The organism is Actinomycetota bacterium (genome assembly GCA_035765775.1).
GTDB lineage: Bacteria > Actinomycetota > CADDZG01 > JAHWKV01 > JAOPZY01 > DASTWV01.
In genome coordinates this window covers 208,760-230,564 of record DASTWV010000059.1, presented here as the reverse complement: position 1 = coordinate 230,564, position 21,805 = coordinate 208,760, and the positions used below count along the sequence as shown (strand labels likewise).

24 protein-coding genes are annotated in these 21,805 nt (G+C 69.9%); 18 read left to right on the top strand and 6 right to left on the bottom strand.

Going from position 1 to position 21,805, the window contains the following annotated elements; genetic code table 11:
* Positions 1-86 precede the first annotated feature (86 nt).
* Together VFW71_14845 and VFW71_14840 are read right to left on the bottom strand one after the other, a co-directional pair.
* Positions 87-1,007, bottom strand: a complete 921-nt coding sequence (locus VFW71_14845; protein HEU5004037.1) for a hypothetical protein — start codon at positions 1,005-1,007, stop codon at positions 87-89.
* Between the two features lie 95 nt (positions 1,008-1,102).
* Positions 1,103-1,486, bottom strand: a complete 384-nt coding sequence (locus VFW71_14840) for a globin (GenBank protein HEU5004036.1) — start codon at positions 1,484-1,486, stop codon at positions 1,103-1,105.
* 67 nt (positions 1,487-1,553) lie between these two features.
* On the opposite strand from VFW71_14840, the gene recN reads away from it, so the two are divergent.
* From recN to VFW71_14825, 3 genes are all read left to right on the top strand, one after another.
* Positions 1,554-3,218, top strand: a complete 1,665-nt coding sequence (recN, locus tag VFW71_14835; GenBank protein HEU5004035.1) for a DNA repair protein RecN — start codon at positions 1,554-1,556, stop codon at positions 3,216-3,218.
* A gap of 145 nt (positions 3,219-3,363) precedes the next feature.
* Entirely contained in the window at positions 3,364-4,293 is a 930-nt protein-coding gene (locus tag VFW71_14830; protein HEU5004034.1) for a VOC family protein, read from the top strand.
* On the top strand, positions 4,290-4,952 hold the full coding sequence (locus VFW71_14825; protein HEU5004033.1) for a phospholipase: 663 nt from the start codon (positions 4,290-4,292) through the stop codon (positions 4,950-4,952). The genes VFW71_14830 and VFW71_14825 overlap by 4 nt, the downstream gene beginning before the upstream one ends.
* On the opposite strand, the gene VFW71_14820 is transcribed toward VFW71_14825, so the two are convergent.
* A complete protein-coding gene (locus VFW71_14820; protein HEU5004032.1) occupies positions 4,871-5,563 on the bottom strand; it encodes a hypothetical protein in 693 nt (230 codons plus the stop codon). The genes VFW71_14825 and VFW71_14820 overlap by 82 nt on opposite strands.
* Before the next feature lie 18 nt (positions 5,564-5,581).
* Here VFW71_14820 and VFW71_14815 point away from each other — a divergent pair, with 18 nt between their 5' ends.
* Positions 5,582-6,214 carry a VOC family protein gene (locus VFW71_14815; protein HEU5004031.1) on the top strand — a complete coding sequence of 211 codons (633 nt, stop codon included), beginning with the start codon at positions 5,582-5,584 and terminating at the stop codon, positions 6,212-6,214.
* 178 nt (positions 6,215-6,392) lie between these two features.
* On the opposite strand, the gene VFW71_14810 is transcribed toward VFW71_14815, so the two are convergent.
* On the bottom strand, positions 6,393-7,511 hold the full coding sequence (locus VFW71_14810; protein HEU5004030.1) for an AI-2E family transporter: 1,119 nt from the start codon (positions 7,509-7,511) through the stop codon (positions 6,393-6,395).
* A gap of 236 nt (positions 7,512-7,747) precedes the next feature.
* On the opposite strand from VFW71_14810, the gene VFW71_14805 reads away from it, so the two are divergent.
* From VFW71_14805 to VFW71_14795, 3 genes are all read left to right on the top strand, one after another.
* Complete coding sequence (locus VFW71_14805) at positions 7,748-8,767, top strand: YihY/virulence factor BrkB family protein (protein ID HEU5004029.1); 1,020 nt, start codon at positions 7,748-7,750, stop codon at positions 8,765-8,767.
* A gap of 79 nt (positions 8,768-8,846) precedes the next feature.
* Positions 8,847-10,412: a CYTH and CHAD domain-containing protein gene (locus VFW71_14800; GenBank protein HEU5004028.1), complete on the top strand. Its 1,566-nt coding sequence runs from the start codon at positions 8,847-8,849 to the stop codon at positions 10,410-10,412.
* A 131-nt stretch (positions 10,413-10,543) separates the two neighbouring features.
* On the top strand, positions 10,544-11,017 hold the full coding sequence (locus VFW71_14795; GenBank protein ID HEU5004027.1) for a hypothetical protein: 474 nt from the start codon (positions 10,544-10,546) through the stop codon (positions 11,015-11,017).
* Between the two features lie 59 nt (positions 11,018-11,076).
* Here VFW71_14795 and VFW71_14790 read toward each other — a convergent pair whose 3' ends face one another.
* Entirely contained in the window at positions 11,077-11,493 is a 417-nt protein-coding gene (locus tag VFW71_14790) for a TraR/DksA C4-type zinc finger protein (protein HEU5004026.1), read from the bottom strand.
* Between the two features lie 101 nt (positions 11,494-11,594).
* On the opposite strand from VFW71_14790, the gene VFW71_14785 reads away from it, so the two are divergent.
* From VFW71_14785 to VFW71_14755, 7 genes are all read left to right on the top strand, one after another.
* Positions 11,595-12,524 (top strand): aldose 1-epimerase family protein, encoded by a 930-nt coding sequence (locus tag VFW71_14785; GenBank protein HEU5004025.1) that lies wholly within the window; start codon positions 11,595-11,597, stop codon positions 12,522-12,524.
* A gap of 180 nt (positions 12,525-12,704) precedes the next feature.
* Entirely contained in the window at positions 12,705-14,894 is a 2,190-nt protein-coding gene (locus tag VFW71_14780) for a glycosyltransferase (GenBank protein ID HEU5004024.1), read from the top strand.
* A gap of 591 nt (positions 14,895-15,485) precedes the next feature.
* A complete protein-coding gene (locus tag VFW71_14775) occupies positions 15,486-15,896 on the top strand; it encodes a phage holin family protein (protein HEU5004023.1) in 411 nt (136 codons plus the stop codon).
* A 17-nt stretch (positions 15,897-15,913) separates the two neighbouring features.
* A complete protein-coding gene (locus tag VFW71_14770) occupies positions 15,914-16,210 on the top strand; it encodes a hypothetical protein (protein HEU5004022.1) in 297 nt (98 codons plus the stop codon).
* A 120-nt stretch (positions 16,211-16,330) separates the two neighbouring features.
* The gene (locus VFW71_14765; protein HEU5004021.1) at positions 16,331-16,618 is read left to right on the top strand and encodes a DUF6582 domain-containing protein; all 288 of its coding nucleotides are present in this window, start codon (positions 16,331-16,333) and stop codon (positions 16,616-16,618) included.
* A 116-nt stretch (positions 16,619-16,734) separates the two neighbouring features.
* On the top strand, positions 16,735-16,989 hold the full coding sequence (locus VFW71_14760) for a hypothetical protein (protein HEU5004020.1): 255 nt from the start codon (positions 16,735-16,737) through the stop codon (positions 16,987-16,989).
* An 82-nt stretch (positions 16,990-17,071) separates the two neighbouring features.
* A complete protein-coding gene (locus VFW71_14755) occupies positions 17,072-17,746 on the top strand; it encodes an HAD family hydrolase (GenBank protein ID HEU5004019.1) in 675 nt (224 codons plus the stop codon).
* Positions 17,747-18,452: 706 nt separating this feature from the next.
* Here VFW71_14755 and VFW71_14750 read toward each other — a convergent pair.
* Positions 18,453-18,833, bottom strand: a complete 381-nt coding sequence (locus VFW71_14750) for a thioredoxin domain-containing protein (GenBank protein ID HEU5004018.1) — start codon at positions 18,831-18,833, stop codon at positions 18,453-18,455.
* Positions 18,834-18,977: 144 nt separating this feature from the next.
* On the opposite strand from VFW71_14750, the gene VFW71_14745 reads away from it, so the two are divergent.
* The 4 genes from VFW71_14745 to VFW71_14730 all read left to right on the top strand — a co-directional run bounded on the left by VFW71_14745 (position 18,978) and on the right by VFW71_14730 (position 21,782).
* Positions 18,978-19,982, top strand: a complete 1,005-nt coding sequence (locus tag VFW71_14745; GenBank protein HEU5004017.1) for a DNA topoisomerase IB — start codon at positions 18,978-18,980, stop codon at positions 19,980-19,982.
* 124 nt (positions 19,983-20,106) lie between these two features.
* Entirely contained in the window at positions 20,107-20,631 is a 525-nt protein-coding gene (locus VFW71_14740; GenBank protein ID HEU5004016.1) for a phage holin family protein, read from the top strand.
* Between the two features lie 9 nt (positions 20,632-20,640).
* Entirely contained in the window at positions 20,641-21,042 is a 402-nt protein-coding gene (locus tag VFW71_14735; protein ID HEU5004015.1) for a hypothetical protein, read from the top strand.
* Between the two features lie 74 nt (positions 21,043-21,116).
* Complete coding sequence (locus VFW71_14730) at positions 21,117-21,782, top strand: hypothetical protein (GenBank protein ID HEU5004014.1); 666 nt, start codon at positions 21,117-21,119, stop codon at positions 21,780-21,782.
* The last annotated feature ends 23 nt before the right edge of the window (positions 21,783-21,805 follow it).

Below are 21,805 nucleotides of genomic sequence, written 5' to 3'. Positions count from 1 at the left end.
TAGTTTGTCCGTTTCGTTCTGGGGAGTTTTTGATCCCATTTCGGGCCAGAATCCTCCCCAGAACTTCTCCCGAGGCCGGTTCACGGTCAGCCGCGGGCACGGATCGCCAGGGATCGCCGGACGAGGTCGGCCACTTGGTCGGGATGGTCATGGAGCAATCCCCAGGTGATGGCGAGATAGTCCCAGCCGGCGGCAACCAGCTCGTTGTGGCGGGCCCGGTCCCGTTCCCACGCCTGCCGGGACCCGTGCCAGATGAAGCCCTCGGCCTCGAGGCCGAAGCGGAGGCGCGGGTAGCCGAAGTCGATGTAGCGCACTGTCCCGTCCGGCAGTACCACCCGGCACTGCGGGACCGGGCGCTCGATCCCGGCGGCGTCGAGGCAGCGATACAGCTCCAATTCGAACTCGCTGCCGATGGGCCGCTGGGAGATGGGCCAGGCGGCGAGAAGTTCCCGGAGTGTCCCGATGCCGGGGTGGCCGCGGGCCACCAGAGCACTCCGGCGCTCGAGATCGGCTCGCGAAACCAGTCCGTGAATCAGGCAGTGGGCCAGCGCCCGTCCGAGGCGCTCGGCGTGGAACAGTCCCGCGAGGTCGAGCAGCGTCCGGGTGGGCGTGGTTGCCGGGATTCCCCGAACCATGGCCCGGTCGTCGTCCGGCAGATCCCGGGCCCGGTGCGCGGTGAGCCCCGGCACCTCGATCCGGCGGTCATGCGGTACCGTCACCTCCGCCCAGCGTGCGATACCGGGGAGCCCGTGGAGGTTGGCCGCAGCCCGGTGCGATGCCAGTGCTCCCGGCCCAGCCGCCAGTGTCGCGGCCATGGCTCTCTGCTCAAAAGGCGGTTCGCCCGGCCCGAGGCGGTACACCCGGGGAAGCACCTCCACCAACTGGCTCCGGCCAACCCGGCCCCGGATGAGCTTGCGGCTGAACCCGAGATCCATCACCTGCCCAAGCTCGACGACCCCATGCTGGCGATCGGCGAGATCCGTTATACGGTGGTCTAGATCGTTCATGTCACCATTGAAATGGTGACCACCGACAAAAAGGGCAGGAATTCGCGAGATCGCGGAAAAACCTTAGATCAGGGCCGACCGCCGTGGAGCCGGGCTCAGCCCGGCTGGTTGACCAGCATCTGGGCCGCCATGGCGAAGTAGTCCAGCAGCTCGGCCTGCTCGATCGGCCCGGCCCCGCTCTCCCGCACCGCGTCGGTCATGTGCCGGAGCCAGGCGTCGCGCTCCGGCCCTCCGATGGCGAACGGGTGGCGCATGCGCAGGCGGGGGTGGCCCCGGCGCTCGCTGTAGCGGCGTGGGCCGCCCCAGTACTGCACCAGGAACTCGGCCAGGTGGTAGGCGGGTGGGCCGAGGTCCTCCGGGTACAGGTGCCGGATCACCGGGTCCTCGGCGACCGCGACGTAGAAACGGTCGACGAGAGTGTGGAAGTACTCGTCGCCCCCCACCCGCTCGTACAGGGGCGGGGTCTCGGTGTCCGCCATGGCATCCACGATAGATGGTCCGAGCCGGTGCCAGCAGGTCCCAGTGGGGCGGTAGGGTGGCCCTGACGTGCTCATCGAGCTGGACATCACCAATCTCGCGGTGATCGACCACGCCCGCATCGGGTTCGGCCCCGGGCTCAACGTGCTGACCGGCGAGACCGGTGCCGGCAAGTCGATCGTCATCGATGCCCTGGGCCTGCTGGTGGGCGACCGGGCCGACGCCGGGATGGTGCGGGCGGGAACGAGCGGGGCCCGGGTGGAGGGGTTCTTCGCCGCCTCGGTGCTCGATCTCGTCGACCTCATCGAGGAGGGTCTCGCCGCCCCCGAGGACGAGGTCCTCATCCTCGGCCGGGAGATCACCGCCGCCGGGCGCAGCGTGTGCCGGGTCAACGGGCGTGGGGTCCCGGTGCGCATGCTCCAGTCCCTGGGCGAGCGCCTCGTGGACCTGCATGGCCAGAGCGCCCACCTCTCGCTGCTCCGGGTGACCGAGCAGGCGGACCTGCTGGACCGCTGGGCGAACCTCGGCGAGTTGCGCGCCCGCATCCAGGGCCTGCGCAGCACCCACCGGCGCATCGAGCGTGAGCTCGCCGAGCTGCGGGGTGACGACCGGGAGCTCGCCCGCCGGGCGGACCTGCTGCGCCACCAGATCGGCGAGATCGCCCAGGCCCGGCTGGCGGCGGGTGAGGAGGAGGAGCTCCGCCGGGAGCAGCGCCTGCTGGCCAATGCCGAGGAGATCCTGACCCTGGCGGCCGGGGCCTACGAGGCGGTGGCGGGGGAGGAGGGCTCGGCCCGCGACCGGGGCTCGGCCGCCGTCCACCTGCTCGGCCAGCTCGAGGGGCTCGACCCGGGGGCGGCGCCGCTCAATAGCCTGGCCACCGAGATCGCCCTCCAGCTCGAGGATCTCGCCGAACGGGTGCGGGCCTACCGGGAGGCGGTCGAATTCGATCCCGGCCGCCTGGCCCACACCGACGACCGCCTGGCCGCGATCGTTGCCCTGAAACGCAAGTACGGCGCCAGCGTCGAAGAGGTGCTGCGCTTCGGCGAGGGCGCCCGGGCGGAGCTGGCCGATCTCGAGGGCCGGGGCGGGACGATCGCCGGCCTGGAGGCCGAGGCGGTGGCCACCCGCGGCCAGTTGGCCGGGGCCGTCGCCGAGCTCAACGCCGGCCGGCGGGAGGCAGCCCGCTCGCTGGAGCAGCGGGTGGAGGAGCAGTTCGCCGCGCTGGCCATGGCCGGGCGCTTCGCAGTCGGCTTCGGGGAGGCGGCCTCCCCGATCGATGCCCAGCCGCTGGAGTTCCTGCTCTCGCTCAACCCCGGGGAGCCGCCCCGGCCCCTGGCCAAGGTGGCATCGGGCGGCGAGACCTCCCGGGTGATGCTGGCGGTCAAGGCCGCCCTGGCCGGGGCAGAGGGCCGGCCGATCCTGGTGTTCGACGAGATCGACTCAGGCATCGGAGGCCGGGTGGGCGAGACGGTCGGGGCCAAGCTGCGGGATCTTGCCCGCCACAGCCAGGTGCTGGCGGTGACCCACCTGCCGCAGCTGGCCGCCTACGGGGATGTGCACCTGCACGTCGGCAAGGAGGTCACCGATGGGCGGACAGTGACCCGGGTGACTGCCCTCACCGACGAGGACCGGCTGAACGAGCTGAGCGACATGTTCGGCGCCGACCGGGAGGCGGGGCGTCTGCAGGCCGGGGCCGTCCTGGAGCGCGCCCGGGCCGGCGCGCCCCCCCGGTAGGAGGTCACCGGCAGCGGCCCCCGCCCCCCCGGCCTCCCGCGGCCTCCCGCGGCAGCCGGGACATGCCCCGTCCCAGGTGCGGGAAGGGCTCCCGGAATAGCGCCCGGCCCCCGCTGGTTCCCCTTCGTGAGAGGAGGAACACATCATGAAGCTGGAAGGTATCCATCACATCACCGCCATCACGGGCGACGCCCCCCGCAACGTCGAGTTCTACGCCGGGGTCATGGGGCTGCGCCTGGTCAAAAAGACTGTCAACCAGGACGATCCCACCGTGTACCACCTGTTCTATGCCGACGAGGCCGGCAGCCCGGGCGCCGACCTCACCTTCTTCGAGTACCCGGGCGCCGGGCGCGGAGTCGCCGGGGCCGGAATGGTGCACCGCATCGTCTGGCGGGTGGCCTCCGAGGCGGCGCTCGACTTCTGGGCCGACCGCCTGGGCCGCGAGGGCATCGCCACCGAACGCCGGCCCGGGCTCCTGGAGTTCACCGACCCCGAGGGCCTCGGCCTGGCCCTCCACGTGTCCGCCGCCCCGGACCAGCCCCTGATCGCCGATCACCCCGAGGTCCCCGGGCACCTCGCCCTGCAGGGCTTCGACGGCGCCCGGGCATACGCCGCGGTGGCGGACCGCTCGCAGGCCTTCCTCACCGAGACCCTAGGCTTCACCTCCACCGCCCCCCAGAGCTACGAGTCCCGGGGCGAGCGGCGGGGATCGTTCTGGGTGTACGACCAGGCCCCGGGGCGCGGCATGCCGGGCGCGGGCACCGTCCACCACATCGCCTGGGCGGCTCCGATGGCCGACCACGAGGCCTGGCGGGTCCGGGTCGAGGCCGGCGGGGCCCGGCCGACGCCGGTGATCGACCGGTTCTACTTCCGCTCGATCTACTTCCGGGAGCCCAGCGGGGTGCTGTTCGAAATCGCCACGCTCGGGCCGGGATTCTCGGCCGACGAGGACCCGGCCCACCTGGGCGAGGGCCTGAGCCTGCCGCCCAACTACGAACACCTCCGCGGCCAGCTCGAACAGATCCTGACCCCGCTACCCGACCCGAGGGCCGGCCGGGTGCCGGAGCTGCGATGAGTGGTCTCGACGCCCTCGTCCACCTGACCCGGAAGCCAGCCCGCCCGCCCGAGGGCGCCCTGGTGCTCTTCCACGGCCGGGGCTCGGACGAGCACGACCTGTACGGCCTTCTCGGCTACCTCGATCCCGAGCGGCGCCTCTTGGGCGTCACGGCCCGGGGGCCGCTGTCCCTGCCCCCGGGCGGGGCGCACTGGTACGCGCTCGGCGGCGTGGGCACGCCGAACCCCGAGACCTTCCTGGCGACGTACGGGAGGCTCGGTGACTGGCTCGACGCTCTGGCAATCGAGACCGGGATCCCCACGAGCCGAACCATCCTGGGCGGGTTCTCGCAGGGCGCGGTGATGACGCACGCGATGAGCCTGGGCGAGGACCGCCCCCGCCCGGCGGGCATGATCGCCCTCAGCGGCTTCATGCCCACGGTGGCGGGCTTTGCCTTCGACCTCTCCGCCCCGTTGCCCCCGGTGGCCATCGGGCACGGCACCAACGACGGCGTGATCCCGGTGACCTTCGGGCGCAGCGCGCGGGACCGGCTGGTCGCCGCCGGGGCGGACGTCACCTACCGGGAGTCGCCGATGGGTCACGGCATCGACCCGGGGTTCCTGGACACGCTGGCGGACTGGGTGACCGCGGCGCTCGCCCGCTCGATCCCGGCGCGGTAGGCGGCGGCCCAACCCTCCACCGCCGCCACGTAGGCGGACGAGTCGTTGTACGCCCGCAGCGCGGCGTCCAGGGCCGCCGGATCGGTCAGGTCGCGCGCCGGTTGGCACAGGACGGTCACCGCGGTGCGGGAAGCATCGAAGAGGTTCTGTGGGTCGGCACCCGCCGGCGCCCACCGGCGCCAGGTGGAGGGCAGGACCTGGAGGAACCCCACCGCGTGGTCCCAGACCGGGTCGCCGTCCATCGCCCCGCCGTCGGTGTCGGCGATGATCGCGGTGCCTGGGATCGAGCCGTCCAATGCCGGGCCGATGATGGGGGGCGACACATCCCCGGCGGCACTGATGGCGCGCCCGGCGGCGTTGCCGCTCTCCACCTCGCCGACGGCCAGCAGCACGGCAACCGGCACGACGCAGCCCGCCGGGGCCACCGCCGACGCCCCCTGGTCCGCGGCCAGCACGCCAGCCGGGACAGCCAGCGGGAGGGCCGGATCCCCGGGCGCCGTGCCCGGCAGTGGCGACAAGGACGCCGCCAGCAGGAAGATCACGCCGCAGGGCACCCCGAACAGGGCGACCACCAGCGCCAAGACGACGCTCCAGGCGTGTCGTGGTTCCATACATAGGAGTGTAATCCAGTGTTAAAGATCGATCATATCGTATACAGTGTGACGGATCTTGATGAAGCGGGCGAGCGGCTGCGCCGCCGGTCCGGGCTGGCCTCGGTGCCCGGCGGGCGCCATCCGGGGTGGGGTACGGCCAACCGGATCGTGCCGCTCGGCTCCAGCTACATCGAGCTGATGGCCCTGGTGGACCCCGCCGAGGCACGGAGTGACCCGGTGGGGAGCGGCCTCGCCCAGCTACTGCGGGCCGGGGAGGGACCGATGCTGTGGGTGGTGTCCACCGATGACCTCGATGCGGTCGCCGGCCGGCTGGGGCTCGCCGTCCAGGCGAAGGCGCGGGAGCTGCCCGACGGCAGCCGGGTGTCCTGGCGCACCGCCGGGCTGGAGATGGCCCTGGGCCGCCCGGAGCTCCCCTTCTTCATCGAGTGGGGGGTGCCGCCCGAGCGCCATCCCGGCCGCATGGCCTGCGCCCAGCCCGTGCAGCCCGAGGGCATTGCTTGGGTCCAGGTGCGGGGTGATGCGGGCGCGGTGGCGGAATGGCTCGGGGGCGAGGACGTGGCGTGCCGGGTATCGGGTGGCGGGCCGGGCCCGGACGGCGTGACAGCGGTGGGGATCGCGGCGCCCGGGGGCGAGATCGTCCTGCAGTAAGAGCCAGGAAGAGCTATGGACCCCCCACTTCCTGCCGGAAGCCTGAGGTGCTGCCGACAGGAAGGTTGGGCGCCGCCATTGTTCCCCGCCGACGTGGGCCCAAACCTGGGACCGCCTAGAGTTCTCCCAGGCGGTCGCGGGCCGCCAATGGAGGGCCCAATGGGGGCCGGGGGCGGGACTAGTGGGCCGGTAGCTCCAGCTCCAGCCGGGTCGCCGCCCCCTCGGCCTCGGCCCGGGCCCGGCGCTCCTCGATCAGGTCCTGCAGTGCGATGTTGAGGGCGGCACCGACCGGGATCGCCAGCAGGGCCCCCACGATGCCGCCCAACTCGGCGCCGGCCAGGGTGACCAGGAACACGCCGAAGCTGCCGATGCGCACGGTGTGCCCCATGATCCAGGGGTAGAGGGTGTGGCTCTCCAACTCCTGGTAGACGATGAACAGGACGGCGAAGACCGCCGCCTTCCAGGGATGGGGGTCCAGGACGAAGGTGGCGGCCGTCACCACCAGGCCCCCCAGGCTGGCGCCCACCAGTGGGATGAGGTCCAAGACGAACATGACCGCCGCCAGCACGGCGACGAAGGGGACCCGCAGGGCGAGCAGCGACACCGCCGTCACGGTCGCCGCCAGCAGGCTGATCAGCAGGTTGCCGTTGACGTAGCCGCTCACCGCGTCGCGGATGTCGCGGCCCAGGCGCACCGCCCGGGCACGGCGGAAGTCGTCGAGGATGAGATCCCGGCCCCGCTCGAGCATCGTCGGCCCCTTCAGCAGGAGGAACACGGCGGTGACGGCGACCGTCAAGGCGGCCGCCAAGGCGGTCAGGGCGGACTCCGCCACCCCCAGCACGGTGCTGCGGTGCGTGCCGAGCCACCGGGGCAGCTGTGCCAGGGCGCGCCGGGTGTCCGCCACCAGGTCCACGTGGCGCAGGAAGTGGCCGGCAAGGGGAAGCTTGCGGACCCGGTTGGTCAGGGGCGGGAGCCCCGAGCGGAAGACGCGGGACTGGTGCAGGAAGGGCTGGTAGAGCAGGAAGGCGAAGCCGGCGATGGCGCCCAGGGCCAGCAGGCACACGATGGCCACCGCCAGGCCCCGCCGGGCGAGGTGGAAGTGGGCGTGCACCCAGCTCACGGGATGGTCGAGGGCCAGCGCCAGCACGCCGGCGGTGAGGACGACGACCAGCAAGGTGCGGAGGGCGACGACGAGCGCCGCCCCGGCCACGATGCCCAGGGCGATCAGGATGATCCCGGCGGCGGTCCGGTAGGGGTTTTCCACGGCGGTGGGGTACCCCCGTCCCGCCAGGCCCAATCGCGGCCCGTTTGCGCCCTTGGGGCGCGGGTACCTAAGGGAAGAGGGTGCCTGGGTACCAAGGACCTGCCACGGACGGCGCAACAGGTTAGGCAACACGCAGGAAAGGCGGTGCACTGTGCCCCAGGCCAAGCATCTGCACGCGGTGAGCTACTAGGGGCACCACCTCAAAGGAAATACGTCCTCGAAGACTGCAGCGAGTTGAAAAGGAGATGCAGGGTGTCCAGGGAGGGAGAATGGCGGGGCTAGTCGGGGACGCCAAAGCCCTGTTCCAGCGCTGGCTGCACGCCTTCGACGTGTTCCAGCGGGAGCGGCCGGCCGTGGCCTTTCCCTTCGCGGTGGCCAAGAAGTTCGGTGACGACAACGCCGGGTACCTGGCTTCGCTGGTCGCCTACTACGGATTCTTTTCCCTGTTCCCCCTCCTGCTGGTCTTCGTCACGGTGCTCGGGTTCATCCTCGGCGGGCAGGCGTCACACAAGCTCGTCTCCCAGGTGCTCCGCCACATCCCGATCATCGGGACCACCGACGTCCACCAAATCCACGGCAGCGGGCTCGGCCTGGCGGCCGGCATCATCTTCACGCTCCTCGCCGGCACCGCCGTGATGCAGGCGCTGCAGTACGGCATGAACGAGGTGTGGGAGGTCCCCATCGCCGATCGCCCCGGTGCCCTGCTCGCCCGGGCCCAGGCCGTGATGATGCTCGGCATCCTGGGCGTCGCCAGCCTCGTGGCCGTCGGCCTGTCCGGGCTGGTGGCGGCCGGGGGAACGGTGGTCCCCGGCCTGCGCCTGGTGGCCCCCATCGCCTCGCTGGCCGTCAACACCGCTGTGGTTCTCTTCGCGTTCCGGGTCCTGCCCAAGGCGGACCTCTCCTGGTCCGACGTCCTCCCGGGCGCCCTGGCCGCCGGGGTGGCCCTGACGGTCCTCCAGGTGGTCGGCGGCTTCTACGTGACCCACGTCCTCAACAATGCGGGCAAGACCTACGGCGCCTTCGCCACCGTCATTGCCCTGCTCTCGTGGATCTACCTGGGTGCCCAGCTCACCTTCTACGGGGCCGAGATCAACGTGGTGCGGGTGCGCAACCTGTGGCCGAGGAGCCTGACCAGCCCGCCCACCGAGGCAGACGAGCGGGCCGAGGCCGAGCAGGCGACCAAGCAGCAGCGCCGGGCCGGCGAGTCGATCAAGGTGCATTTCCGCCCGGCTCCGGGTGGCCGTCCCCGGACGCCGTCCGCCCCGCCCCGGGCGGGCTCCCCAGGCTGACGCCCCGGCAGGGGATCGGCTCGGTCCCCACCCGCCGTCACAACTGAAGACCCGTTACGCACCGGTGAAAGGAGGAACCATGCCCGCCACTGACGTTGCCCGCCCGGCCCATTCCCACACCGAGATCGAGGCCAAGCTCCGCGTCGACCCCCTCTTCGCCATGCCCGACCTGCGCGACCTGCCCGGGGTGGCCGGGGTGGTGGCCATGCCCGACGCCGTCCTCCACGCCACCTACTTCGACACGCCCGACCTTACCCTCCTGGCTGCCGGGATCACCCTGCGCCACCGGCGGGAGCCGGAGGCCCCGGCAGGCTCTCCGGGCACCTGGACCCTCAAGCTACCCGGGCAGGCCGGCGGCCTGGCGCTCCAGCGCTCCGAGTTGACCTGGGAGGAACCGGCGGGCGCGATCCCGGCCGAGGCCATCTCCCTCACCCGGGCGCGGGTGCGCCGGGCGGTGCTGGGACCGGTGGCCGAGCTCCAGACCCGGCGGCAGCGCTTCGCCCTCATGGGCGCCGACGGGCTGCCGGCGGCCGAGCTGGACGACGACGTCGTGACCGTGCACGGCGGGCCGGGCGATGGCCGGGTCTTCCGGGAGATCGAGGTTGAGATCACCGATTCCTCGACCACCCGCACGTTGGAGGCCGCCGTCGAGCGGTTGCAGGCCGCGGGGGCCTCGGCGGAGCAGAGTGGGACCAAGCTGGGCCGTGCCCTGGGCGCGCCGCCGGCGGGCCGGCGGGCCAACAGCCCCGTCCGCTTGGGGCCCCGGTCAACGGTCGGCGAGGCGGTCCGGATGTGCCTCGGCGACGGCCTCCGGACGCTTATCGCCCACGACATCGGCATCCGGCTGGGGGGCGACGTCGAGCACGTGCACCAGGCCCGGGTCGCCGCCCGCCGGCTCCGCTCCGAGCTGCGCCTCTTCCGGCCGGAGCTGGAGCCCGACTGGGAGCGTCGCCTGAGCGATGGCCTCAAGCGGCTCGGCCAGGCGCTCGGGGCGGTGCGGGACACCGATGTGATGGTCGCCGGGCTGCAGGATGCGCTGGCCGAGCTGGAGCTGGCCGACGGGGCAGCCGCCGGCTCGCTCCTGAACCGCCTGGTGCGCGAGCGCACCGCCGCCGTCGCGCGCCTGCGGGCCGAGATGGACGGCGAGGCTTACCTGGACCTGCTGGACGCCCTCTCGTCAGCCGCGCTCGCCCCCGAACTGGTGCGGGACGAGGGCGCCGAAGTGCACGACGTCCTGCCCGCCCTCATGCGCCGCCAATGGAAGCGGATGCGGGCGCAGGCCGGCAGCTTGCCGGAGGTTCCCCGAGACGAGGCGCTCCACGAGCTCCGCAAGCGGGCCAAGCACCTGCGCTACGCCGCTGAGCGGGCGGCGCCCGCCCTGCGCGGGACCACCGCCAAGCGCGCCGCGAAGCTGGGCCGCAGGGCCGAGGACCTGCAGGACGTCCTCGGTCGACTCCACGACGCCGGGGTACGTGAGGAATGGCTGCGGGCACAGAAGCGGCTGAAGGAGGGAGCCAGCCTGGCGGCCGGCGAGCTGATCGCCGCTGCAGTCGAGGAGCGCCAGCGCGCCCGCGAGGTCTGGCAGGAGCCCTGGGACGATGCCCGGAAGGCGTGGCGGAAGTTTACGAAGGCGAGTTCTGGGTAACAACCCTCACCTCTATTCCAGAGGTTTGACGCGCCCTTCCTCCCGGGTAATTTACTTCTATAAGGTCCGCACGCTTGTACGTCCCAGACCACGTCTCAGGTAACGAGACATCTGACAAGAAAGGAGCTGCCGTGTCTGAGCAAGAGCGCAGTTACGAAGAGGCAATGAAGAAGGGTCCTACCGGGTCTGGTCCCGTCGGCTTTCAGGTACCCCAGGCGGCCACGCAGACCAAGGACGGCCCGCCCGCGGACGAGGTGAGCCCCAAGGCCATCGGCCCCGAGGCCGACAACGCCAACGGCGCCGCCACGCTGGGTGTGCTCACCCAGGGTGACCGCGAGGGTGCCCTGGAGGCCAACACCCCGATCCGCCAGGAAGTCGTGGGTGCCGCCCAGCCGAGCGCTGACGTCCTGACCCAGTCGGGGCCCAGCCACGGCAGCGAAGGGATGCGCCCGGAGTCGGCACAGGCCAAGGACATCGCGCCCGATGCCGAGTTGCAGGAACGGATCCCCGAAACCCAGCGGGAAAACGAGAGCCCGGCTGGCCTGGGCAAGGGTGTCGGGTTGCCGCCGGGCAGCGCCGGCCGGGAGACCGGTCAGACGCCGTAAGCATTTCCTCCGTCCACGCAGCCGCCCTCACCGGGCGGCTGCGCCGCGTTACGGGTTCCTCAGGAGGCGGCGTGGGCGGCGAAGTCGTAGCCGAGGCTCGCCGAAGCCTTCGATCCGGAGCGCTCGGCCCGGGCCTGGTCGTCCCGGCAGAAGCGGGCCGCCGGCAGGGCGTCCAGGCGCACCTCGCCGATCGGCCTGCCGCACGCCTCGCAGAAGCCGTACGTCCCACCCTCGATCCGCTGGATTGCGTGCTCCACCTCTCCGAGGTTGGCGGTGATCCCATCCAGGATCGACAGGTCCTTGGAGCGGTCGAAGAGTTCCGAGGCGAGGTCGGCGGGATGCTGCGTGTTCCCCCCCACACCCACCGCGTCGGCGGCTTCTGTTGCACTAGTTTCTGCCAGGCTCCGGCGGAGTTGTTGCAGGCGCTCCCGCTCTTCCATCAGGCGCTGGAACGCCTCATTCTCTAGCATCGTCATGCACCCCCTTCGGGCCGGTCCACGAATGATTGCGTTCGTGTTTTCCCCGCGCCACGGCCCGGGAAACACGTAGGTTTGTGAGATCGGCTAGCCTCTGTGGTATGGGCCGATCTGGGACGGGCCGACCGCCGTCCGGGGACCAGTTCCCGCTCGCCTACGGTGAGCAGCGTGCCACGGTGGTCGAGGTGGGCGGCGGTGTCCGGGAGTACTGGAGCGGGGGCCGGGCAGTCCTCGACCCCTATGACGAGGCGGCTATGTGCGACGGGGCGCACGGCACGCCTCTCATCCCCTGGCCCAACCGGCTCGCCGACGGCCGCTACCGCTTCGACGGCACGGACTACCAGGTGGCGATCACCGAGCCTGCCAAGCACAACGCCATCCACGGGTTCCTGCGCTGGAGGCCGTGGCGGGCCACCGAGCGGGCCCCCGATCGGGTGGTTATGGCGGCGACGGTGTTCCCGATGACCGGATACCCCTTCCTCCTGGATGTCACGGTCGAATACCAGCTGGGCCCGGAGGGCCTCACGGTGACCACCACTGCCAGCAACGGGGGAGACGCCGCCTGCCCCTTCGCCTGCGGCCAACACCCCTACCTGTCGCCCGGCGCCGGCCTGCTGGACGACGCCGAGCTGCAGTTTGACGCCGCCACCCGCATTACCACGGATCCCCAGCGCCAGCTGCCGACCGGCCGGGAGGCGGTCGAGGGCACCGCCTTCGACTTCCGCAGCCGCCGGCGGATCGGGGCGCTGGCGGTCGACTACGCCTTCACCGATCTGGCCCGGGACGCCGACGGGCGGGCGATCGTGCGCCTCTGGGGGCCCGACGGGCGCGGCACGGAGCTCTGGGTGGACCGCGCCTACCCCATCGTCGAGATCTACACCGGGGACACGCTGGCTCCCCACCGGCGCCGGCGCGGTCTGGGGACCGAGCCGATGTCCTGCCCGCCCAACGGCCTGCAGGCCGAGGAGGGGGTGATCCGGCTGGAGCCCGGGGAGTCGGCCACCGCTCGCTGGGGGGTACGCCTGCTCTAGTTATCTACTCATTCCTGCCGAGGTTAGAGTCGTCCGGCCTGGGGTACTTAATGCAGCGTGCTGCTGGCGTGGACCTTAACCTGCGTAGTGGCCCTAGGTGTCAGTACGCTTGCGCTGGTACTCCTGGGGTCGAGACTGCGTATTTCCTTTCGGCTTTTGGGGCTAGTCCTGCTCCTGGGAGTGGTTCTGGCGTCCGGTCAAATCGCGGCTGCTATCTGGCACCTCCCCACCACATACGTCCTGCAGGCCGAGATCCTCCTGGTGGTCATCGGCTTGCTGGTCCTGGTCGCCCGGCCAGGGTGGAATCCCATAGGCCACGTCTTCTACGCTTCGTTTTTGGCTGCCTCGATCGCCTACCTGGCCTTCGTCACCGCCCTCACCTTCAGCAGCGGCCTTTCGCTGTTTGGGCTGGTGGCATCCATCCTGCTTCTCGTCCTCGAATTCCTGGCGCTCATCATCTCGGCCTACTTCACCTTCGAGAGCCTGGACGCCACCGTGCGGGCGAAGTTCCGCCGCCGCGACCTCCCCTTTGACCCCTCCTATCTGCCCCGGGTCTCGCTCCAGGTGGCCGCCTACAACGAGCCTCCCGACATGCTGATCGAGACCATCCGCTCGCTGAACGAGGTGGACTACCCGAACCTCGAGATCGTCATTGTCGACAACAACACCCCGGACGAGGAGACCTGGCGGCCGGTGGAGGAGTTCTGCCGGGACATGCCCCGGGTGCATTTCTTCCATGCCGACAACGTGGAGGGCTTCAAGGCGGGAGCCCTTAATCTCTCCCTCCGGGAGTTCACCGACCCGGAAGCCGAGATCGTCGGCATCATCGACGCCGACTACGTGGTGGACCCGGCCTGGCTCAGGCGCACCATCGGGTACTTCGCCAACCCCGACCTGGCTTTCGTGCAGACGCCCCAGGACTACCGGGAATGGCAGGGCGACCCCTACCTCACGGCCTGCTACGACGCCTACGAGTACTTCTTCTCCACCTCGATGCCGTCGCGCAACCAACGGAACTCGATCATCTTCGCCGGCACCATGGGGCTGATCCGCCGCTCCGCCCTGGAGGGCCTGCGGGGGTGGGACGAGTGGTGCATCACCGAGGACGCCGAGGCATCGCTGCGCCTCCTCCGGGCCGGGTGGTCCGGGCTGTACCTGAACGAGTCCTTCGGCCGGGGCATCATGCCGCTGACGTTCTCCGCCCTCAAGGGGCAGCGCTTCCGCTGGTGCTTCGGCGGCGTCCAGATCCTGCGCAAGCACTTCCGGGAGCTGCTGCCCTGGCACCGCGACCCCAACAGCCGCATGACCATCCCCCAGCGCCTCGACTACCTCTTCGGCGGCATCCAGTGGTTCATGGACCTGCTCTACCTGGGCTTCAGCCTGATCCTGGTGGGCACCGGGCTGGACCTGCTGATCACCGGCCACATTGGTCTCCCCCCGCTGCTGGGGGCCGCGCTGTTGCTGCCTGCCCTGCTGATGGTGACCGGGGTGGTGCGAGCGCTCTGGGCGTTGCGGGTGTCCACCGGGATCGGCCTGCGTCGGGCGTTCTTCGCCTTCCTCAACTGGCTGTGCCTGTCGTGGACCGTCTCGCTCGCCTGCATCCAGGCGCTGTTCCGCTCCGAGGGTGTGTTCCTGCGCACTCCGAAGTCCAAGGGCGAGGGCAGCCTCGGGGACGCGTTCAAGGCTGCCCGGCCCGAGACCGCGCTGACCCTGCTGCTCTGGGGAATGGGGATCGCGGTCCTGGTGGCGGGCCACGCCAGTGTCTTCTTCGCGGTCCTGTTCTTCTGGCAGGGGGGCATCTATGCCTCGTCGCTGTTCATGTCCTACCTCAACCAGCGCATGGAGCTGTCCGGGCAGCTGGAGCGCCGCCGCCGCTCGGAGGACCACCGGGAACGCCTCCGGGGCATCGCCGCCTACGCCGCCGGGTTCAGCGCCCTGGCCGGCGTGGGGGTGGTGGCGGCCGCCGTGCTGTTTGCCGGCGCCACGAGCCCATCGAAGCCGTCGCCGCAGCTCCACGTCCCGCAGCGGGCGGCCTCCGACCCGGGGCCGCTGGGCGCGCTGACGCGGATCCCAAGCGCGCCGCAGGACTTCGTGCCCGCCCTGGTCAGCGACAACCCCACCCCGGCCGTGATCGTCAGCCCGACGCCCGGAGCCTCCCCCCTGCCGTCGCCGTCGGAGTCGCCCACGACCGGGTTCTCTCCCAGCCCATCGCCCCGGCGGTCCTTCAGCCCGTCGCCCAGCCCGAGCCCGTCGCCCAGCCCGAGCCCGTCACCGTCGTTCTTGCCCAGCCCGTCGCCCAGCCCGTCGGCCGTGGCCCTGGTGTCGCCGGTGGCCGCGGTCACACCGACGGCCGCCAGCCAGGTGCCGTAACGGCCGCATCGGGTCCTGGGGCTGCCGGGCCGCAAACCAGCTCGCCGGCGGGAGAGCGCGAAAAAGGCGGGCCAATTGGCGGCCCGCCTTTCTGGGAGTTTGCTTACGCTACGGCCTGATCACCTGCCGGTTGGAAGAGTTCGTGGTCCAGTTCCATGTCGGCGCAGTTGGGGCAGACCAGCCAGTACTCCTCTACCCGTGTGCACAACATGCCCTGGCGAATCGGTGCCCCGCAGCCCAGGCACCATGCCGCCTTGTCCTCTTCATAGCGGTCCACTATCGCCTCCTCCCGTGCTGTCCAAGGGGTGACGTATCGGCTTGTAATTACCCTCTGAAGGGGCCCGTCAAACGCCCGGGGATGACCGCCTGGACGTTTGCGGGGGAGATGCCCGGGTATCCGCCACCTCAGTCGTATACTCCCGAGAAAGGACACCCCGTGAGCACAGCGCCCCAGCACGAGACCGACACCCCCGGAAGTGGCGACCAGCCAATGGAAGAGCCGGACGTGGAACAACCAACGGACCCGCAACGCCAGCCCGCCCCGCCCTCTCCCCCGGGCACGCCCGGGTCCGAAGGGCCTCCGGGCGCCTGATGCGCCTGCCCCGGTTCGTCTCCCACGCCGAGGCCGCCGCCGAGGAGGTGCAGACCTCGCTCTCCGGGCTGGCCACCGACGTCGTGCGCCTGGTCCACCTCGAGATCGAGCTGGCGAAGCAGGAGGCGATCGGTCTCGCCAAGCGCAACGGCGTGGCCATCGGGATGATGGCCGCAGGAGGCTTCTGCGCCCTGCTGTTCTTCATCCTCGGGCAGGTCTGGCTGATCGTGGCCCTGGGCCACCCATCGCTGGTGGCGGGGATCGTCACGATCTTCTGGCTCCTGGCGGGAACTATCCTGGTGCTCGTGGGCAAATCCCGGCTGGACATCAAAGCCCCCCGGCGGACGCTGCAATCCCTGAAGGATGACTTGGAATGGGCGAAAGACCAGATCAAACCCTCGCCGAGATAGCGGCGGTGCGGGCGGACATGAGCACCCGGGTCGCCGGGCTGCGGAAGACGCTGCAGAGCTCTTCCAAGTCCGTGCTGCCCGTCGTGCTCGGGGTGGGGGCCTTCGGGGTCACCCTGGGCGTCCTCGTGACGGTGGGGCGCCACCGGAAGCGCTCCAAGGCGATCGACTCGGCGGTGAAGGCCGGCCACATCCCGGAGCCGCTCTCGCACAAGCTGCTCCTCGCCGCGGTGAAGGCGGGCGTGGGGGCCGCGGTGCCCATCCTCCTGCGCCAGCTGGTCGACAAGGCCAAGGAGCACCCGGCCGCGGCCAAGTAGCCAGCCCCTCTCTGGGACACTCCGCGGGACACTCCGCGGCCGCACCTCGCCGACGTATATCTCCGGCTGGGCCGGGTACGCGGTCAGGGTAGGACACGGGTACGGAAAGGAGGCGCCCCCATGGCCACGAGCAAGCACAAGTCGCAGCACGAGTCCGAAGGTCTGAGCACTGAGGAGAGGGAAGAAATGGGCGACGACACCTTCGCCTTCCCCGACGAGCGCAAGGAGCCCCTGAACGACGCCTCGCATGTCCGCAACGCCATCGCCCGCTTCAACCAGGTGAAGGGCGTCAGTGACGCCGACCGGGACCGGGCCTGGAAGCGGATCCTGGCCGCGGCCAAGAAGTTCGACGTCGAGGTCGGCGAGAAGAGCTGGCGCGAACTGGCGCACGGCGGCAAAGGCAAGTAACCGGCTCGTCCACCGCGCGTTTGTCTGCTTGTTTCCGGGTTTTGCCTGCATGGGTTTGCCTGCATGCCTGCGGGGAAGGATTAATCCCGAAAAGACCCGGCACAAGGAGGCATACCATGACCGACAACCCGAACTTGCACGAAGACACCCGGGAGAACCTGGAGTCCATGGAGAACCCGCCTTCCAGCCAGGAAGTGCGCCAGGAACTGGACAAGGAGCCCGGTGACAAGCTGGAGCCCACCGTTGCCGGCGCCGCGGCCGCCAATGAGCGCTTGAAGGAAACGATCGAGCAGTCTTCCGGGATGGGCGGCAAGGGCGACCCGCTCGGGATGGAAACCAAGCTCATCGAAAAGATCGCCGGCAACGACTGACGATACAGCCAATTATTCGAGAAAGTCCGAAGGCGGGCCTGATTCCCTGGGCCCGCCTTCTACGCGCACGAGGGGGTGAGGAATGATGCATGGCAAACCCCGTACACCGGGAACCATCCTTCTCGACGTGGACGGCACCCTGGTCGACACCAATTACCACCACGCCGTGGCCTGGTACCGGGGCTTCCGTCAGCACGGGCTGACGCTGCCCGTCTGGCGCCTGCACCGCCACATCGGCATGGGGGGCGACCACCTGGTCAAGGCGGTGGCCGGTGAGCGGGTGGAGCGGGAGCTGGGAGACGCCATCCGGGAAAGCGCATCGCAGCGCTATGCCGAGGTCATGGAAGAGGCTGCGCCCTTTGCCGGGGCAGCCGACATGCTCGGCGCCCTGCGCGACGAAGGCTGGACTGCGGTGCTGGCCTCGTCCGCCCGCCAGTCCGAGCTGGACCACTACATCGAGATCCTCCATGCCCGCGGGCGGGTGGCGGCGTGGACCGGAGCCGACGATGTGGCGGCCACCAAGCCGGAGCCCGATCTCATCCAGGCGGCACTGGGCAAGGTGGGCGCCACGTCCGGCCTCATGGTGGGCGACTCGGTGTTCGATTGCGCCGCAGCCGCCCGGGCGGGCATCGACTCGGTTGCGTTGCTCACCGGCGGCTTCTCGCGCGAGGAGCTCACCGAAGCGGGGGCGCTCGAAGTGTTCGAGTCTCTCGGTGAGTTCCAGGAATGGCTGGGTCTCCGGGCGGCAGCCAACTGACCGGCGCGGCCGGGTCAGGACGGGCCACGACGACTGATGTCCTGCACCAGATTCGCAAACCCTGTCGTATCTCTGGACTGTAGGCGGCCGTTGGTGAGTAAGCCGCAATCTCCTGGTTCATACCAGAGATCGACATCACTCCGCCCCGGATAGGAGAACGCCACCACGGTGATGTTGCCCCCACCCCAGGCGCAGCCGTTGTTGTGCGGTCGGGCCGTACTGCTGGAATCGGCGGCAACAGACAGGAGCTCGGCCTCGGCCCGGGTCAGAGTTGCCTGCGATGCCGGTGGGGGGGGGCGCGGGCGGGTAGATGCAAACAATTGCACCTGTCGGGTTCCGCGGGACCATCTGGAACGAGAACCCGATACCGCTGTTGCTGACCCCGTTATGGTCGCCAATAGAGGAAGGGCAGCCACCAGAGACGGTAATCCGTGCTGGCGAAGTAGCTGATCCTGTCCACCAGTACGATTGGTATCCAATCACCACAGCCAGAACAACTACCGCGAGCCCTCCCAGGATCATCCAGGTTTTGGGCTTTAGCACAGTATCGAGGATGGTCAGTGGGCTGGAAGGCGGTGGGGAAGGCTGGTTGCCAAACTGGCTTGCTGCTCCTGTTGAATGCATCGACAGCAGACCCCCAGGCAGCCCGGCCGCGCTCCCAGCTAGGGCCTGTCGTGTTGGCTATTTCAGAGCCGAATCATCGCAATCAATATTCTGATGTGGGAGAGGTCATCGGCGGCATCAATTCGCTCGGGCGCCGGGCAAGGAACGGTTCGAACTCCCAGAGGAGCTCGTTCTGGGAGTGAAAGCCATCCATGCGGGCCACCTGCTGCCCATTGACGAACAGAATAAAGGTGGGGAGAAGGGTGAAGTGGAAGAAGTCCTGGGTGACGCCGGAGTAGAGGTCGGTGTCGAGGGCCGCCACCCGCAGCCGGTCCTCTTCCTCCTCCGCAATGCTTTCCAATGTCGGACGCATTTGGTGGCAGGTTGCGCACCACTCGGCAAAGAGATCCACCATGACTGGCAGGCGTGACTGCAGTACCTCACGGGCGAAGTTGGTTTCGTCCAACATTATGATTTTGCTCATTGCCTCCATCCTCCCCGGGTCTACATCCAGGATACCGGGCTCACTGACCGGCCTTCGTCAGGGACTGATGAAAAATCGAGGCCTAGTCGGGGCCGGAACGGGCAAGGAGCAACCCGGGATCGGGTGGGCATAAGCAAGGAGCGAATGCCCAGGTTGCGGAAGGTCCACAGCGATGAGCCGGGAATTGTCCGCCGGCGGTCAGGTCGCGGGTTCAGCTACTGGGACCCGTCCGGGTCGCGGGTCCGTGATCCCGAGGTCCTCGAGCGCATCCGGGGGCTGGTGATCCCCCCGGCCTGGCGCGACGTGTGGATCTGCCTGGACGACCGCGGGCACATCCAGGCCCGCGGGATCGATGCGGCGGGTCGGCGCCAGTACCTCTACCACGCCCAGTGGCGGCTGCGCCGCGACCGGGCCAAGTTCGACCACATGTTGGACTTCGCCCGCGTCCTGCCCAGCCTGCGCCGGGCGGTGGCGGGCGACCTCAATGGCGGGGCCGACCTCACCCGTGAGCGGGTGCTGGCCTGCTCCGTCCGGCTCCTGGAGCTCGGGTTCTTCCGCATCGGCGGCGAGAGCTACGCGGCGAAGCACGAGCACTACGGGCTGGCCACGATCCTCAAGGCGCACGCGCGCCTGGAGGGCGGCTGCACCGTGGTGTTCGACTACGTCGCCAAGAGTGGCAAGCGCCGCCTGCACGCCGTCGTGGACGACGCGGTCTACGAGGTTGTGGCGAGACTGAAGCGCCGTCGAGCTGGCGGCCCAGAGCTCCTCGCCTACCGCACCGGCCGGTCCTGGGTCGATGTCACATCGGCCGATATCAACGCCTACCTCAAGGACCGGTCCGGCGGCGACTTCACCGCCAAGGACTTCCGCACCTGGAACGCCACGCTCCTGGCGGCGGTGCAGCTGGCCACCGCCCGCCCGGCGCCCTCGCACGCCGCTCGGGGGCGGGTGGTGAGCCGGATGTACCGGGAGGTCGCCCGCTTCCTGGGCAACACCCCCGCCGTCGTCCGTTCCGCCTACGTGGATCCCCGGGTGGTGGACCACTACGAGCACGGGGAGACCATCCGGCGGGCACTTGAGACCCCGGCGGGTCCCGACCAACCCATGCCCGAGCCGATTGAAGCCGCGCTGATTGCCCTCCTGGAGTAGGTATTAGGCGGTTGAACTCCACAGCCGCTGGGAAGACCTCCAGTGAGGGAACGGCTCTGCCTGGCGGGGGATTGCCACCGGGTAGGCGGGTCATCTAAATCTGGAAGTAGTAAGGAGGTTGACCGTGCGCGAGCGATACCAGCGGCTGGAAGCGCAAAGCCGCCAACGGCTGAACGGCGGCCCGGCATTGAATGCGGGGGTGAATGGCGGGTCGAATGGCGATCCGGGCACTGTCCCCCTGATGGCGCACGTCCGGTCCGAACCGCCGTTACCCGAGGTCTTGAGTGAGGCTGCCCAAGCATCGAAGCAGCTGTTCACCCAGGAGTTGCAGCTTGCCAAGACGGAGATGACCACCAAGGCCAAACAGGCCGGCAAAGGAGCCGGCCTCCTCGGGGCCGCCGGCATCACCGTGCTCTTCGCCATTGCCGCCTTCAGCGCGGCGGCGATCCTGGGATTGGCGCTGGTTTTGCCGGCCTGGCTGGCGGCTCTGATTGTCGGCGTCGTCTACGCAGTCATCGCCGGGTGCTTCGCCATCGCGGGCCGTGCCGGTGTCCGGAGTGCAACGCCGCTGATGCCGGAACAAACCGTACGGACCCTGGGATCGCTGGGCGGGCAGCTGAGCCGAGCGTGGCGCCGAGGGCAGGCCTGAGGAGGGGCAATGAGCGAGAAAGATGACGGGGCGGCCATCGAGGCCCAGGTGCAGGCGGTGCAGCAGACCGAGCAGCGCTTGGCGGCCGCGGTGGAGCAGTTGGCATACAAGAAGGCGCATGCGAAACAAGAAGCGATCGCCGTGGCCCAGCAGAAGGCCGATCTTCTCCTCGAGAAGGCCGAGGAGAAGAAGGACGAGCTGGTCGCGAGTCTGGTCGACAAGCTGCCCAGCCGGGAGGAGATCCACTCCGCTGCCCACCGGGTGGCCGCCGGGGTAGGTGCCAAGGCCGCGGACGTCCAGGAGATCGCGGTGGAGCGGGCCCGAGATCTGGAGGCAGCGGTCGCCGAGCGCATTGCGAATGTCAAGGAAGCAGGAGCGCAGGCCGTGCTCGAGCAGGAAGGCGGCTCGTAACCCGGAAACGGTGGATGCAAAGGGTGGATAAGGAAGCGAAAGGCCAGGAACCGGAGCGGCAAAAGGAGGATGAGATGGCTACCGAGAACCAAACCACGCAGTACCTCCCGTCCGAGCAGCAGGTGGCGGAGACGGGCGTCAAGGACCGCGTCAGCGCGGCGGGCGCACAGCTCAAGGAGGCGATCCCCGACCGCGACGCCGTCAAGTCGGCCGTGAACGGTGCGGTCGAGCAGGCCAGGCAGGTGCTTCCCGACGGCGACGCCGTCAAGTCGGCCGTGGGCGGGGCGGTCGAGCAGGCCAAGCAGGTGCTCCCCGACCCTGACCAGGTCAAGCAGGAGTTCCTCGACGCGGCCCACCGCCTCCAGGAGATCCTCCCGGATGGTGACGACCTCAAGCAGATGATCGTTCGGGTGGCCGAGGAAGTGCGCGACGACCCCGACATCCGCCAGCACCTGGAGGCCGCCGCCGAGGTGGCCAGCAGCCGGGTGCAGGGGACGGTCGGTGCCGGCATCGACGTCGCGGCGGGCAAGCTCCGCGAGGGCGTGGAGAAGGTCGGTCTCGAGGACCTGGGCTACGTCGCCGAGCGGATGGGCGAGATCGTGAAGGAGGGCGTCGGCGAGCTGGTCGAGGAGACCAAGGGCCGGGCTCTGGACGCCCTCCCCGAGGCGGAGCCTTACGAGCCGGGCAACGCCCAGCCTGCCGGTTCGTCCCGGCAGTCGTCCAAGCCGGCGGGCTCGTAGCCGCACGGCCACAACGAAAAAAC